General features: G+C 58.6%; 14 protein-coding genes. 2 read left to right on the top strand and 12 right to left on the bottom strand.

Features of this window, described 5'->3' with window-relative positions; translation table 11 throughout:
• The first annotated feature begins 4 nt into the window (after positions 1-4).
• Positions 5-397, top strand: coding sequence for a VOC family protein (locus V6N02_RS19590; RefSeq protein WP_371228482.1), 393 nt, complete (start codon positions 5-7; stop codon positions 395-397).
• Here the strand turns inward: V6N02_RS19590 and V6N02_RS19585 are convergent.
• Both V6N02_RS19585 and V6N02_RS19580 read right to left on the bottom strand, forming a co-directional pair.
• Positions 394-933 (bottom strand): NADPH-dependent FMN reductase, encoded by a 540-nt coding sequence (locus V6N02_RS19585; RefSeq protein ID WP_371228479.1) that lies wholly within the window; start codon positions 931-933, stop codon positions 394-396. The genes V6N02_RS19590 and V6N02_RS19585 overlap by 4 nt on opposite strands.
• Positions 934-1,119: 186 nt before the next feature.
• On the bottom strand, positions 1,120-2,025 hold the full coding sequence (locus V6N02_RS19580) for a LysR family transcriptional regulator (protein WP_371228476.1): 906 nt from the start codon (positions 2,023-2,025) through the stop codon (positions 1,120-1,122).
• Between the two features lie 196 nt (positions 2,026-2,221).
• On the opposite strand from V6N02_RS19580, the gene V6N02_RS19575 reads away from it, so the two are divergent.
• Positions 2,222-2,665 carry a DUF4399 domain-containing protein gene (locus tag V6N02_RS19575; protein ID WP_371228473.1) on the top strand — a complete coding sequence of 148 codons (444 nt, stop codon included), beginning with the start codon at positions 2,222-2,224 and terminating at the stop codon, positions 2,663-2,665.
• A 3-nt stretch (positions 2,666-2,668) separates the two neighbouring features.
• Here V6N02_RS19575 and V6N02_RS19570 read toward each other — a convergent pair whose 3' ends face one another.
• The 10 genes from V6N02_RS19570 to V6N02_RS19525 all read right to left on the bottom strand — a co-directional run bounded on the left by V6N02_RS19570 (position 2,669) and on the right by V6N02_RS19525 (position 14,301).
• A complete protein-coding gene (locus V6N02_RS19570; RefSeq protein WP_371228471.1) occupies positions 2,669-4,696 on the bottom strand; it encodes an oxidoreductase in 2,028 nt (675 codons plus the stop codon).
• 165 nt (positions 4,697-4,861) lie between these two features.
• Entirely contained in the window at positions 4,862-6,049 is a 1,188-nt protein-coding gene (locus tag V6N02_RS19565) for a DegT/DnrJ/EryC1/StrS family aminotransferase (protein ID WP_371228469.1), read from the bottom strand.
• Positions 6,046-6,966 (bottom strand): GDP-L-fucose synthase family protein, encoded by a 921-nt coding sequence (locus V6N02_RS19560; RefSeq protein ID WP_371228467.1) that lies wholly within the window; start codon positions 6,964-6,966, stop codon positions 6,046-6,048. Before V6N02_RS19560 ends, V6N02_RS19565 begins: the two co-directional genes overlap by 4 nt.
• Positions 6,963-8,021 carry a GDP-mannose 4,6-dehydratase gene (gene gmd / locus V6N02_RS19555; RefSeq protein ID WP_371228464.1) on the bottom strand — a complete coding sequence of 353 codons (1,059 nt, stop codon included), beginning with the start codon at positions 8,019-8,021 and terminating at the stop codon, positions 6,963-6,965. Before gmd ends, V6N02_RS19560 begins: the two co-directional genes overlap by 4 nt.
• Before the next feature lie 63 nt (positions 8,022-8,084).
• Positions 8,085-8,825, bottom strand: a complete 741-nt coding sequence (locus V6N02_RS19550; RefSeq protein ID WP_371228461.1) for an SDR family oxidoreductase — start codon at positions 8,823-8,825, stop codon at positions 8,085-8,087.
• An 80-nt stretch (positions 8,826-8,905) separates the two neighbouring features.
• Positions 8,906-10,072 carry a winged helix-turn-helix domain-containing protein gene (locus tag V6N02_RS19545; RefSeq protein WP_371228458.1) on the bottom strand — a complete coding sequence of 389 codons (1,167 nt, stop codon included), beginning with the start codon at positions 10,070-10,072 and terminating at the stop codon, positions 8,906-8,908.
• 3 nt (positions 10,073-10,075) lie between these two features.
• Positions 10,076-10,849 carry a hypothetical protein gene (locus tag V6N02_RS19540; protein ID WP_371228456.1) on the bottom strand — a complete coding sequence of 258 codons (774 nt, stop codon included), beginning with the start codon at positions 10,847-10,849 and terminating at the stop codon, positions 10,076-10,078.
• 115 nt (positions 10,850-10,964) lie between these two features.
• On the bottom strand, positions 10,965-12,545 hold the full coding sequence (locus tag V6N02_RS19535) for an ABC transporter ATP-binding protein (RefSeq protein WP_371228453.1): 1,581 nt from the start codon (positions 12,543-12,545) through the stop codon (positions 10,965-10,967).
• Positions 12,542-13,357, bottom strand: a complete 816-nt coding sequence (locus V6N02_RS19530; protein ID WP_371228450.1) for an ABC transporter permease — start codon at positions 13,355-13,357, stop codon at positions 12,542-12,544. The genes V6N02_RS19535 and V6N02_RS19530 overlap by 4 nt, the downstream gene beginning before the upstream one ends.
• Positions 13,354-14,301, bottom strand: coding sequence for an ABC transporter permease (locus V6N02_RS19525; protein WP_371228447.1), 948 nt, complete (start codon positions 14,299-14,301; stop codon positions 13,354-13,356). The genes V6N02_RS19530 and V6N02_RS19525 overlap by 4 nt, the downstream gene beginning before the upstream one ends.
• Positions 14,302-14,350: the final 49 nt, after the last annotated feature.

Here is a 14,350-nt window from a genome sequence, read left to right as displayed (position 1 = left end):
CATCATGCCCACAACCCTTTCGGCCCTTGATCACCTCGTGCTGACGGTCCGCGATCTGGACAAGACCCTGAGCTTTTACACCGACGTACTTGGCATGACGCCGATCTCGTTCGGCGAAGACGCAGCTCGCTGGGCGCTGGGTTTCGGGGCGCAAAAGATCAACTTGCATGTCGCCGGAGCCGAGTTCGAGCCAAAGGCCGAGTGCCCAGCCCCCGGATCGGGCGATCTGTGCTTTTTGTCCACCACCGCGCTAACGGAGTGGCAGACCCATTTAGAACGTCTGGGGATCACAATCCTTGACGGCCCCGTCCCCCGCACCGGGGCGACAGGGCCTCTGATGTCGCTTTACATCCGCGATCCGGATGGCAATCTGATCGAGATTTCCAACCCGGTTTAAGCAATCGCGGCGCGCAAATTGCTCATCTGGGCGTTCAGCATCTTGACCGACCCTTCGTCTTTCAACGCTCCATTTTCGTCAAAAGCGTTCATTGCCCCAGCGATCAAAACAGCAGGCCCCGGCACGATACGGGCCTGTAGTTGCAACAGGTTGCTCATCACCATGAAACGCGCCGTTTCGCCGCCGGTACGCCCGGCAGCAGCCGCGACAATCGCGATCGGTTTACCTGCCAGAACGCCACCCGGCACGCGGCTGATCCAGTCTGTCGCGTTCTTCAAGACGCCAGACATGCCCTTGTTGTATTCCGGCGAAGCGATGACGATAGCATCGGCTTGGGTAATCTGATCCGCCAACAGCTGTACAGCCCTCGGGATACCGCTGGCCTCTTCCAGATCGCCGTCATAAAGCGGCAATGCCAAATCTGCCTGCAGCACCTTGGCGGGGCCAAAAGCCTGTACGGCCTCGGCCAGCAACATACGATTATATGATCCTTTGCGCAGGGATCCCGAAATGGACAGAAGCGTAGGTGTGGACATGGATTTTCCTTTGATGCCGTGCAGTTTCTGGACGGAAATCTGGCGTGATGGCCTGTTAAAAGCAATCTGCACCCACACACATTAAGGTGCTTTTTTCCAAACATACTTACACTATCGCACAAAAAACCCCGGACGTATGACGCCCGGGGAAAATCCAGTTGGCCGTTACCGGCAGGGGAGGAATTCTTACCAGTCCGTTGGGCCTTTTTCGGCAAAGGCATGAACCAGGAAATCAATGAAGGCGCGCACCTTGGGCTGGGTAAAACGACCGGGCGGGTAAACCGCATAGATGCCTTGGGTCTCAACCGGAAGATCGGGGATCACGTCTTCGATCAGGCCCTTCTCCAACGCCTCAGCGTAGAGGAAGCTGGGCAAATAAGCGATACCAAGCCCGGAAATCGCCGCATTCAGAAGCGATTGACCGTCATTAACCGACAGGCCGCCAGCGGTACGCACCTGGCGTTTTTCACCGGATGGCGCGGTCAGTTTCCAGACCGAGCCATTGGACTGGCTGGAGTAATGCAGCAGCTTGTGATCGCTGAGATCGTCGATTTTCATCGGGCGCCCATGCTTTTGCAGATAATTGGGGCTGGCGATCATACGTTTGGTGGTCTCGGTCAGCTTGCGGGCCCGCAGGGAACTGTCTTCCAGCTCGCCAATGCGGATGGCCATGTCAAAGCCTTCGGAAATCAACTCAACATAGCGGTTATTCAACACCATATTGACCGTAATATCCGGAAATTCATCAAGAAATTCGCCCAGAACCGGGCTGAGGTGATTAACGCCGAAATCGGTTGCGACGGAAATCCGCAGAAGTCCGGAGGGATCAGATTGCATCGAGCTGACCAGCGCATCTGCCTCGCCAGCATCATTGAGTACACGCAGGGCACGATCATAATAGGCCAAACCAATTTCGGTCGGGCTGACACGACGCGTGGTGCGGTTCAGCAACCGTGCACCCAGACGGGCCTCAAGCGATGAGACGTGCTTGGAAACGGCGGATTTTGAAATCCCCATTTTGCGGGCCGCGTCGGTGAAGCCCCCCTGATCCACCACGGTGGCAAAGGCTTCCATTTCGGTCAGGCGATCCATTACTCGATACCTCTTCTCATATTTGAAACATGTATCGCGACAAAATCGGGCACAACTGCGGCGCATGCCCGACAATATCTGGGTTTTGTGAGGGATCGTTGAAGGCATGGAAACATGTCGCACCAAACCAGCGGTGCTTTTGCCAGATCGACAAGATGCACTACCCTTATCGACTCAACGATGGGAGGAACCAACAATGAAACATATTCTAAGCGCCACTGCGGTCGCCCTGACGCTGGGCCTGAGCCCGGCCTGGACTGGCGGTACACCTGCGCCCGAGGGGGCCGAAGTTTACTTTGTGAATATTGAAGATGGCTCGACTGTGTCTTCTCCTGTCACCGTGGTCTTCGGCCTCAGGGGAATGGGCGTGGCCCCTGCCGGTACCGAAAAGGAAAATACTGGCCATCATCATATCCTAATCAACCGAGCCGCTTTTGGCGAGGGCGCGGAAGACGCTGACATGATGGAAAACGGCCTGATTGCCGATGAGAACCATGTGCATTTCGGTGGCGGTCAGACCGAGGTCACACTTGATCTGGAGCCGGGCACCCACACCCTGCAGCTGGTTCTGGGTGATCTGAACCATGTGCCGCATGATCCCCCGATTGTCACCGAGGTAATCACCGTCACTGTCGAATAGGCGTTACAGGCTGGCCGCCAATCGCGTGCCTTGGTCAATCGCGCGCTTGGCGTCCAGCTCGGCAGCCACATCGGCCCCGCCAATGACGTGGGGCGTGACACCTTTGGCCTCCAGCGCGTCGGCCAGACTGCGCTCTGGCAATTGCCCTGAACACAGTACAATCGTATCGGCTTCGATCAGCTGCGGGTTTTCACGCGCCTCACCATGGCTGATATGCAGGCCGGTGGTGTCGATATGTTCATAGTTGACGCCGCCTACCATCTTCACGCCCTTCATGCGCAGCGCAGCCCGGTGAATCCAGCCTGTCGTCTTGCCAAGCCGTTTGCCGGGCGCTTCAGCCTTGCGTTGTAACAACGTCACCTGACGCGCTGCCGCCTCGGGCTTGGGTCCGTCGGCCGCCAAGCCGCCGCGATACTCCTCCGGGTCGGCAATCCCCCATTCTTCTTTCCACTCTTCCAGGTTCTCGGTCGGGCTGTCGCCGTCCTGTACCAGGAACTCGGCCACATCGAAGCCTATGCCACCCGCGCCGACGATCGCCACGCGCGGCCCGACCTCAGCACCATGGCGCAACACATCTATATAGCTCAGCACGTTTGGGCCATCCTGCCCATCAATGCCCGGATCGCGTGGGATCACACCTGTGGCGATAATCACTTCTTCAAAGCCGGTCAGGTCCTCGGCGCTCACCTCTTGGCCCAGCCGCGTCTCGATCTTCAGCGCGGCCACCATGGTTTCAAACCATGCGACCAGCCCACGAAACTCTTCCTTACCCGGGATCACCCGCGCCATGTTCAACTGTCCGCCCAGACGATCCGCACGATCAAACAGGATCACTTTATGGCCGCGTTCCGCTGCCGTCATCGCCGCTGACAAGCCCGCAGGCCCAGCGCCGACGATGCCAATGGTCTTGGTCGTCGTGGCCGGGGCGACAACCAGTTCGGTTTCATGGCAGGCGCGCGGATTGACCAGACAGCTGGACAGCTTTCCACTGAACGTATGGTCCAGGCAGGCCTGATTGCAGGCGATGCAGGGCGCGATCTGAGCGCCACGCCCCTCCGCTGCCTTGGCAACGAAATGCGCATCGGCCAGAAACGGGCGTGCCATGCTCACCATATCCGCCGCCCCCCCGGCCAACACATCCTCAGCCACCTCAGGGGTGTTGATGCGGTTCGAGGTGATCACCGGAATGCCCACCTGCCCCATCAGTTTCTTGGTCACCCAGGTGAACGCAGCACGTGGAACAGAAGTGGCAATCGTCGGTATGCGCGCCTCGTGCCAACCAATCCCGGTGTTGATGATCGACGCGCCCGCCGCCTCAATCCGCTTGGCCAGTTCCACCACTTCGTCAAAAGTGGAGCCGCCCGGAACCAGATCAATCATCGACAACCGATAAATTACGATGAAATCCGTACCCACCGCCTCACGCACCCGGCGCACGACCTCGATTGGCAGGCGCATCCGGTTCTCATAAGACCCGCCCCAGCGATCCTCGCGCTTGTTGGTATGGGTGACAAGGAACTGGTTCAGGAAATACCCTTCACTGCCCATAACCTCGACACCATCATAGCCTGCCTGCTGGGCGCGCACCGCCGCCGTGCCGATATCGGCGATCTGTTTCTCGATCCCTTCCTCGTCCAGCTCTTCCGGTGGAAAGGGCGAGATCGGAGACTTCACAGCACTGGGGCCAACGCAGTCCGGACTGTAAGCATACCGTCCCGCATGCAGGATCTGCATCGCAATCAGCCCATCGGCCTCGTGCACCCGGTCAGTGACGACTTTGTGGTTGGCGATATCCTGATCCGAGAACAGCCCCGCTGCGCCCGGAAACACGCCACCTTCGCGATTTGGGGCCATGCCACCGGTCACCATCAGGCCAACACCGCCGCGCGCGCGCTCGGCATAGAACTCGGCCACCCGGTTCCAGTCCTTGGTCTCCTCAAGCCCGGTATGCATAGACCCCATCAGAACGCGGTTCTTCAAAGTCACGTGGCCCAGATCAAGCGGGGCAAGAAGGTGGGGATATTGGCTCATGGCTGGCTCCTCTTCGCGCGCCACCATGCCCAAGCCTGCCGTCCTTGTCACCCCGGACGCCACGTTACGGTTTCTTCTGGCCATAAATATCCCCGCCGGAGGCATCCCGAGGCGGAGGCGCAGCCGACAACGAGACAAATATGCGCGGGCCGCAGGCACGCTCCTTTAGGAACCACACACCTCATCAAGCGCCGCGCGCAGGGCATCCCACTGGCGATCCAGCGGATAATGGTGGTTGCCAATAAACAGTCCATTGCGGTCGATATCGTCCGCATGTCGCAACTCACTGTGAATACAGTGTGGCATGTGTTTGGTGACCACCTCGTTTTTCGTAAAGTTTCCCGCCACGATAGGACGGCATTCCACTCCATGTTTGCCCAAGGCCGCAATCAGCCCTGCACGGTCAAATCCGGCATCGGGTTGCACCACCATGGCAAAGCCGAACCAGCTGCTTTCCCCAATCTCACGCTGGATGCGAATCTGCGGATAGCCCTGCATCAGCGCGCGGAAACCTTCGGCATTGGCGCGGCGTTCGCGTACGATCATCGGCAGCTTGGCGATCTGTTCCTGACCGATCGCCCCGCTCATTTCCAACGGGCGCAGGTTGTAGCCTGGCAGCACAAACTTGAAACTCTCCTCAAATGGATCGTCGCTTTTGGTGCCCGTTACATGATTTTCTTTCGGCAGGTGGCGCGTCCAACCGTGAGAGCGAACCGAGAGCATGATATGGTAAAGTTCTTCATCATCGGTCACCACAAGGCCGCCTTCCATGGTGGCGATATGGTGCGAGAAGAACGAAGAATAGCTGCCCACGATCCCGAATGTACCCGCCTGGCGGCCATCAAAGGTCGCGCCAAGCGATTCACAGTTATCCTCGATCACCACGATATCGCGATCCCCGATAATGGCATTGATCCGCGCGAAGTCATTCGGATTGCCCAACAGGTTCACCACCATGATGGCCCGCGTTTCTGGCCCGATGGCCGATTCCAGCGCATCAAGATCATAGTTTAGCGTCTCGACATCGATATCGACGAATTTCTGGATCAATCCATATTGATGCAGCGGGTAGTAAGTGGTCGACCAGCTGACTGCTGGCACGATCACCTCGGCGCCCTCGGACAAATTGTATTTCGAGTGATACCGCAGCGCTGCCACCATCAGCAGGTTCGCGGAGGACCCGGAATTGACCATCACCGCGTGGGCCGATCCCATCGCCGCTGCAAATTGATCCTCGAACTTGCGCACTTCGACGCCCATCGAGAACATGCCCGACTTCACTACCCGGTCGATGGCGGCATATTCCTTCTCGTCCCAGCTGGTGGTTGCCAGCGGGAATTGGATCTCGCTCATGCGTGATGCTCCTTGAAATGGGCGTAGGTCAGGGAAATTCCTTCTGACAGGCTCGTCTTGGGCGACCATCCAAACGCCTCTTGCCGCGCCACCGACACCAGCTTTTGTCTCATGCCGGTGGGTTTGGTCAGGTCATGGGTAAAGTCACCTTCCCAGCCGATCACGCGCGCAGCCTCGACGTAATAGTCATTCACCGAATGATCATGCCCCAGCCCGATATTCATGAAGTCGGGCAGGTCTTCGAACCGCTCAGCCGCGCTCCAGATGCCGTCTGCCAGATCACCGGAAAACATGAACTCGCGCCGTGCGGTGCCATCGCCCCAGATCTCAACCGTCTCGGCACTGCTTTCCTTCGCCTCATGCACCTTACGGATAATCGCGGGCACCAGATGGGACACGTTTGGGTCGAACTTGTCATGCAGACCGTAAAGATTGCAGGGCATCAGGGTTTTGTACGCCAGCGCAGGATTTTCCTCGCTTACAAAAGCACAGAGACGCGCAACACTAAGCTTGGCCAGCCCATACCCCTCGTTGGTCGGCTCCAACTGACCCTTGCCAAGGCTTTCTTCCTGCAATGGGTTGGGCGCATCATGGGGGTACATACAGCTTGACCCCAGATTGATCAGCCTCGGTACCCCGGCCGCCTGCGCCGCCTTCACAGTATTCACGCCCATATCCAGATTGTCGGTCAGAAACCCGGCTTTATGTGCCATGTTGGCCTGAATTCCGCCGACGCGCCCAGCAGCATGGATCACCAGATCGGGTTGCTCTTCTGCCACGAATGCCACTACAGCGGCACGGTCCAGCAGGTCCAGATCATCCGATGTCGGCGCTGCAATCTCATGCCTTGCGGCACTGGTATGATCCTGAATGGCACGGCCCACCATGCCGCGCCCTCCGGTCAGCAAAACCTTCATGAATGTTCTTGCGCGCGTTTCTGCGCTTCGGCCTCGGCTAGGTCCGAGGCAACCATCTCATCGACCAGTTGTTCGAAACTTGTCTCAGGCTCCCAACTCAATTGCTGGCGCGCTTTGCTGGCATCGCCCAACAATGTCTCAACCTCGGCTGGGCGGAAATACTGCGGATCGACGCGCACAACCACGCGGCCGTCGGCGTCTTTAGCGATCTCATCAACACCCTCGCCCTCGAAACTCAGGTTCATACCCAACTTCTCGGCGGCGCGCGCCACGAATTCACGCACCGAATACTGCTGACCGGTGGCGATCACGTAATCCTCAGGGCGATCCTGTTGCAGCATCAGCCACATCATCTGCACATAATCCCGCGCGTGACCCCAATCACGTTTGGCGTCCATGTTACCCAAGAGCAGTTCGTCCTGCATACTCAGCTTGATCCGCGCAAGAGCACGCGTAATTTTACGGGTCACAAAGGTTTCCCCGCGAATGGGGCTTTCGTGATTAAAGAGAATGCCATTGCAGGCATACATATCGTAGGCCTCGCGGTAGTTCACCGTGATCCAGTAAGCATAGAGCTTAGCGACTGCATAAGGGCTGCGTGGGTAAAACGGCGTCGCCTCGCGCTGCGGGGTTTCCTGCACCAACCCGTAAAGTTCAGAGGTCGAGGCCTGATAGAACCGGGTCTTGTCGCCCAACCCCAGAAACCGGATCGCCTCGAGCAGGCGCAGGGCACCCATGGCATCCGAATTGGCCGTGTATTCCGGCTCTTCAAAACTTACCGCCACATGACTTTGTGCAGCAAGGTTGTAGACCTCGTCAGGTCGCACCTTTTGTAAGACGTTAGTCAGCGACGAACTGTCGGTCATATCACCATGATGCAGCTGAAACTGACCGGTCGTGCCCGGCTCTCCTTCAAACAGATGATCAATGCGCGCGGTGTTGAACAAGGACGTGCGCCGCTTGATGCCATGCACCTCATACCCCTTGTCCAACAGGAATTCCGACAGGTAGGCTCCATCCTGTCCAGTCACCCCAGTGATCAGTGCTTTTTTCAATGCCGTACCCTCATACTGCTTTGCGCCCTCAGATACCGGATTGCCGCAACGTTGAACAGGCCCTCAAATACACCGCCCGCCATCCACTTCCATACAGACGCCGGTGATCATACTAGCCTCGTCGCTGCACAGATACGCAGCCGCATTGCCCATATCCTCAGGCGTTGAAAACCGCCCGAGTGGGATGGTCGACAGGAACTTCTCGCGCATCTCGGGCGTATCTTCGCCCATGAAGCTGGCCAAAAGCGGCGTTTCGCCTGCTACAGGGTTGAGTGCGTTTACTCTTATACCCTCAGGGGCCAGTTCCACCGCCATCGCTTTGGTTGCGGTGATCATCCAACCCTTGCTGGCGTTATACCAATTCAGCTTTGGTCGTGGGCTAACTCCCGCGGTGGAGGCCACGTTCAGGATCACGCCGCTGCCCCGAGCCTTCATTCCCGGCACAAAGGTGCGGGCGGTCAGGTAGACCGATTTGCAATTCACGGCAAAGACGCGATCGAAATCCTCCTCGGTGACATAGTCCAGCATCTGCGGCAGGTGGGTGATACCCGCGTTGTTCACCAGAATATCGGGCAGACCAAACGCCACTTCCGCGGCCCCGGCCATCGCCTGCACGCTATCTCCGTTCGAGACATCGACAGTGCAGGCCACGGCACCAAGTTCCTCGGCCAGTTGGGCAGCGCCGTCACCGTTCAGATCTGCAATCATCACCCGAGCACCTTCTGAGATGAATTTGCGCACGATGCCTGCGCCAAACCCGCTGGCACCGCCCGTTACAATCGCTGTTTTTCCCTGCAGTCGCATGAACACTCTCCTCTACGCCCTGTCATGCTCGGGCAGCGTTGGGCCAGGTGCAAGATTTTTCGTGAGAAACCCCTTGGCCTTCAGGCCTGGCGCGGGGCATCCCACGTAATCTGGTCAATACCCACCATGCGGGCAAAGCGGATTAGTTCAGCCTCGAATTTCTCCAGCCGGTTTGCACTCCATTTCACATGCGGTTCGGGCCAGAAGCCGGTCACGGTCAACTCACCTGACTTGCGATCGGCCTTAAGTTCGCATCGTCCGACAAAGCGATCCCCTTCAAGCAACGGATAGACGTAGTAACCCCAAATGCGCTTGTCCTTGGGCACGAACATCTCGTTTCGATAGTCAAAGCCAAACAGACGCTGCAATCGCATACGGTCCCGTATGGCAGGATCAAACGGATTTAAAATACGCAAGCGTATGGTTGGGGCCTGCGCTTGCGACAAACGCTGTTCAATATCGGGGACGGCCCAAGCCTCGCGCCATGTTCTGTCGGCGGATTGCACCTCAACCGGCACCAGCTTGCGTCGGTCCAGCCAACTGCGCGCTTCTTTAGCATTCATGGCGTCCCAGAACTTCTGAACCTCGCTGCATGTCCCGACACCAATCAGATCAAGCGCTTGATTACAAAGAGTATTTGCCTGATCCTCCGCGCTTGGCACATCACGTGGATCATAAGAGAACACCCGCTCGCCCAGATCATAGAACTTCACAAAATTCTCACGATGGCAGGTCGCCAACTCGCCTGCATACCACATCTGGTCCAGGGCTTTCTTATGCGGTGGGCGGGCCCACATCTCGCGTGGGCCTTCGATTTTTGTCTCGAACGCATGTGTCGACAGCGCACCTTCACTTTCAATACGCTTCCGTATGTTTTGAATCTCTTCCTGACCCAGACCAGACCGATACCAGTCTGCTGCCGCCACCTTATCCCCCAGACGGCGGAACTGTCGTTGCCAATTGGGCAGCACTTCGGACGGGATCAGAGACGCATCATGAGTGAAGTGTTCAAACAATTCTCGCTTGCGCAACAACTCCCAAACCATGCCTTCGCGATAGTTCTGATTACGGGTCCACAGGATGTGGTTATGCGCACGTGTGACATTGCGGATGGTATCGATCTGCAGAAATCCAATCTGACGGATCAGGGCCATCACATCGAGACGGCCCACCGGGGTCGGCGAGAGACCGGTACTCGACAGCCACAGACGGCGCGCGTCGCGATTGGTGATGCTGAGCCGCGCCAAGGGTCAGGGGGAGCTGAAATAGATCAGCGCATCGCGCAGCTCGCGGCCTTCCAGCGTCATCACCGTCTGCATAATCGTCCGCCCGGCCTCGCAGGCCTGACGATTGGTCACGCCTCTCGGATTTTCGAACATCCGGATCAGATTGCGCGCCTCGCCATCGCCGGTTCGCTTGAAAAGCTCTTCGCCAATCCTGGCTTCAATCTGCGCTGTCCTGTCCGGGCTCAGCCGCACGGCCTCTCGGGTCAGCCCCAAACGGGCAGCGTTGTATTGAATGCGGTAGTACTCTCTCAACGCGGGCGTATTCAGCCGTGCCGCGGCCCGTGCTGTCGCATCCGCCAGCCGACGATCAGACAGGCGTTGCTTAACGGCCAACCCGCATTCACGATAGGGCAGCGCTCGAAAGACGGTGTTCTCAACCCGATAAAAATATACCAGATCGCGGGTGGGCACATGCCCAATGCCACGATCAATCAGCGGCCCCAAAAGGCCCCCTGTCTCGGCGGCCCCTGGCAGGCTTCCGGAAAAAGCTCCAATCAGGCGATCCGCAACGAATCCCCCGATATCCCGGTCGCCAAAGACGCGGGCGTGCTGATCCAGGGCCAGTTCAAGATTCTCCCCCTGAAACCCCATTCGAATAAAATCTTGGCGCAGTGGCACAAACTCATCCATCCGTGCCAAAAGTCGGATGATGTCTTCGCGATTGGGTGCAACTTCCTGCGCATAAGCAACCGGGGTCAGGGCAAGAAACATCGCTGTCAGGCAGGCAAAAAGGCGCATTTCAGACTTTCATCGGGCATGAGACACGTCCGGCCGATCCAGAGTGCATCATCAGTTAAGGTGTAGCGTATTTGACCGGAATGGGAAGGCAGCGTGGATGTAGACCACGACCTTGTTATGCCGACAATGGCCGCACCCGGGGCAAAACAGGCACCGCATCAATCAGTTGTTGTGTGTAAGGATGGTGGGGATTCGCAAACACATCACCGGTCGCGCCTTGTTCCACGATCTTTCCCGCGCGCATCACCAGCACCCGGTCGGTGACATTACGTACGACGCTGAGATCATGGCTGATGAATAGATACGTCAAGCCGAACCGATCACTCAGATCCGCCAACAGATCAAGGATCTGCGCACGCACTTGCACATCCAGTGCGCTGACCGCTTCATCCAGAATGATCAGTTCGGGCCGGATGATCAGGGCACGGGCGATGGCAATACGCTGACGCTGACCGCCGCTGAACTCATGGATGAATTTACCTGCGTCCCCTGCTTGCAATCCCACGCTCTCCAGCGCTTCGGCCACCGCCTTGTCACGCTCGCCCCCCTGCGGGGGGTCGTCCAGAAGGTGGAACGGCTCGGCCACCGACCGGCCCACTTTGTGGCGCGGGTTGAAGCTGCCGTATGGGTCCTGAAACACCACCTGCATGTGGCGTCTGACCGCACGGCCAACCCCGGCATCAATGACCTGCCCCATCATCTCGATCTGCCCGCCCTGCAGCGGATCAAGCCCGAGAATGGCGCGGGTCAGCGTGGACTTCCCACAACCGGATTCACCGACAAGGCCAAGATTCTCGCCCTTATGAATATCAAAGCTGACCCCATCCACGGCCCGGAATCGCCCAGGTTTGCCCAGCCACCCAGCCCGCGGCACAGAATAGTCACGCACCACGTTGCGCAGGCTAAGCAAGGGTGTCGTATCGGCCTGAGCTTCACGCTGCGGCACATGGTCTGAGGCCTCCAGCAACGTTCGCGCATAGGGATGCTGCAAGCTATCGAACCGCCCGGTTTCCAGCACCTCGCCGTAACGCATGATCACGATCTCATCGGCCATATCGGCGACCACACCCAGATCATGACTGATCAGCATAAGGCCCATACCGTCCTCGGCCACAAGGCGTTTCAGCAAGGTCAGAACCTCGGCCTGCGTTGTAACGTCCAAGGCCGTTGTCGGCTCATCGGCGATCAGCATTTTGGGACGCAGCGCAATGGCCATAGCGATCCCGACCCGCTGTCGTTGTCCCCCGGAAAGCTCGTGTGGATAGCGTCCTAGCGGGAACTGGCTTTGCGGCAACTCGACCCGCTCCAACGCCTGGGCGGCGCGCGCCATCGCCTCAGATTTGCTGACATCCTCATGGATCAGAATGGTCTCGGCCACTTGCTTGCCAATGGTGTGCAACGGGTTCAGCGCCGTCATCGGCTCCTGAAACACCATGCCAATCTCACGCCCGCGCAGGGCGCACATCTCGGCCTCGCTCAATGATGTCAGGTCCTGCCCATTCAGACTGATCTGGCCTTGCATGTCAGACCCCTCGGGCAACAGGCGCATCGCGCTGAGTGCTGTCATCGATTTGCCCGATCCGCTTTCGCCGATCACCCCGGTGATCTGACCCGCCTCGACGCTCAGCGACACGTTCTTCAGAACCGGGAATCCGCCGATCGACAGGCGCAGTTCTTTGATCTGCAACAGGCTCATGGCGTTTGTTCCCGCAACCGTGGGTCCAATCGATCGCGCAGCCCATCGCCCAGCAGGTTCAGCCCCAGCACAGTCAGCAAGATCGCCATCCCCGGGAACAGCGCCATATGCGGCGCAAAGGAGATCATCGTCTGGCTGTCGGCCAGCATGCGCCCCCAACTGGGCAAGGGCGGCTGGGCTCCAAGTCCGACGTAACTCAGCCCCGCCTCGGCCAGAATACCAAGGGAGAACTGGATGGTGCCCTGCACGATCAGCAGATTGGTGACGTTGGGCAGGATATGCTCCCACGAAATCCGCAAAGGGCCTTTGCCCGCCACCTGCGCAGCAAGCACGTAATCACGGGTCCACAAGGACAGTGCCGCACCGCGCACCAGACGGGCAAAAACGGGGATGTTGAAAATGCCGATTGCGATGATCGCGTTCACGGCACTGGCTCCAAAGGCGGCAGTGATCATGATCGCGATCAGTAGGCTGGGAAAGGCAAAGATCAGGTCGTTGCCACGCATGATCACTTCATCCCACCAACTGCCGCGATTGGCGGCAGCGGCCAGACCCAGAGGCACGCCCAGCCCCATGCCAATCCCCACCGCCACCAGCGCAACGGCGATCGAGGTGCGCGCGCCAACCATGATCATGCTCAGGATATCGCGGCCAAAATGATCCGTGCCCAGTGGGTGCGCGATAGAGGGCGGTTTGATCTTGTTGGCGATGTCCACGGACGTGATGTCATAGGGCACCCAGAGGAACGAAATCAGGGCGGCCCCGGCAAAAAGCGCGGTCAGGGCGATGCCGATAATCAAACCAACTCTCATCGCCGCCCCCTGAGCCGGGGGTCAACCCAGGCATAGGCCAGATCAACGGCGAAATTCACCATGATCACCGCAAAGACCAGCAGCATCACAACCGATTCCACTACGATCAGGTCGCGGGCGGAAATCGCTTTGAATACCAACTGCCCGAGCCCGGGCAGAAAGAACACGTTTTCAATGATGATCGCGCCGGCCAGCAGGAACGAGAATTGCAGTCCGATGATGGTCAGCACCGGGATCATCGCGTTGCGCAGGGCGTGGCGACGCAACGCCTGTCCCCGGTTCAAGCCCTTGGCGCGGGCCGTGCGGATGTAATCCTCGCCCAGCGTGTCCAGCATGGCCGAGCGCATGACCCGCGCCAGAATGCTGGCCTGCGGCAAGGCCAGCGCGATGGCGGGCAAGGTCAGGCTTTTGAGGCCAACCAGCAGGCCATCCTCCCACCCGGCAAAGCCCCCGGCACTGAACCAGCGCAGGTTAATGGCAAAGACCACCACCATCAGCATGGCAAACCAGAAATTCGGAATCGCCACGCCCAGTTGCGTGGTGCCCATGACGGTGACATCCACCCAGCTGCCACGTCTGGATGCCGCCCAGATGCCCGCCGGAAAGGCGATCAGCGTGCTAAGGGCGAGGGCATACAGGGCCAGCGGCAGACTGATCCACAATCGCTCGCCAATCATCTCTGCCACAGGTGTGCGATAGGTGTAGGAAATACCGAAATCACCGACCAGCATGCCGCTAACCCAACTGACGTAACGCTCGATCATGCCTTTGTTCAGACCCAGTTCGTCCCGCAGGGCGGCCAGCGTATCCTCTTGCGCGTTCAGGCCCAACATGAAGGACGCCGGATCGCCCGGCACCACCTCAAGGCTGAGGAAAATCACTAGGCTGGCCACCCAAAGGCTGACGATCAGTGATCCGATCCGGTTGAGAAGATAGCGCGCCATGCGCTCACGTTAGGCGCGAGTACTGGGGTGGTCCAGCCTTGGTGGGTTG

The organism is Roseovarius conchicola (genome assembly GCF_041403425.1).
Classification (GTDB): Bacteria; Pseudomonadota; Alphaproteobacteria; order Rhodobacterales; family Rhodobacteraceae; genus Roseovarius; species Roseovarius conchicola.
Note: the sequence above shows the minus strand (reverse complement) of the source record. Positions and strands in the feature narration are given on the sequence as shown.

What these genes read in the sequence shown, in the direction of transcription:
- V6N02_RS19590 (WP_371228482.1), top strand. Translation starts at nt 5, where the DNA reads ATGCCCACAACCCTTTCGGCCCTTGATCACCTCGTGCTGACGGTCCGC.
- V6N02_RS19585 (WP_371228479.1), bottom strand. Translation starts at nt 933, where the DNA reads ATGTCCACACCTACGCTTCTGTCCATTTCGGGATCCCTGCGCAAAGGA.
- V6N02_RS19580 (WP_371228476.1), bottom strand. Translation starts at nt 2,025, where the DNA reads ATGGATCGCCTGACCGAAATGGAAGCCTTTGCCACCGTGGTGGATCAG.
- V6N02_RS19575 (WP_371228473.1), top strand. Translation starts at nt 2,222, where the DNA reads ATGAAACATATTCTAAGCGCCACTGCGGTCGCCCTGACGCTGGGCCTG.
- V6N02_RS19570 (WP_371228471.1), bottom strand. Translation starts at nt 4,696, where the DNA reads ATGAGCCAATATCCCCACCTTCTTGCCCCGCTTGATCTGGGCCACGTG.
- V6N02_RS19565 (WP_371228469.1), bottom strand. Translation starts at nt 6,049, where the DNA reads ATGAGCGAGATCCAATTCCCGCTGGCAACCACCAGCTGGGACGAGAAG.
- V6N02_RS19560 (WP_371228467.1), bottom strand. Translation starts at nt 6,966, where the DNA reads ATGAAGGTTTTGCTGACCGGAGGGCGCGGCATGGTGGGCCGTGCCATT.
- V6N02_RS19550 (WP_371228461.1), bottom strand. Translation starts at nt 8,825, where the DNA reads ATGCGACTGCAGGGAAAAACAGCGATTGTAACGGGCGGTGCCAGCGGG.
- V6N02_RS19540 (WP_371228456.1), bottom strand. Translation starts at nt 10,849, where the DNA reads ATGCGCCTTTTTGCCTGCCTGACAGCGATGTTTCTTGCCCTGACCCCG.
- V6N02_RS19535 (WP_371228453.1), bottom strand. Translation starts at nt 12,545, where the DNA reads ATGAGCCTGTTGCAGATCAAAGAACTGCGCCTGTCGATCGGCGGATTC.
- V6N02_RS19530 (WP_371228450.1), bottom strand. Translation starts at nt 13,357, where the DNA reads ATGAGAGTTGGTTTGATTATCGGCATCGCCCTGACCGCGCTTTTTGCC.
- V6N02_RS19525 (WP_371228447.1), bottom strand. Translation starts at nt 14,301, where the DNA reads ATGGCGCGCTATCTTCTCAACCGGATCGGATCACTGATCGTCAGCCTT.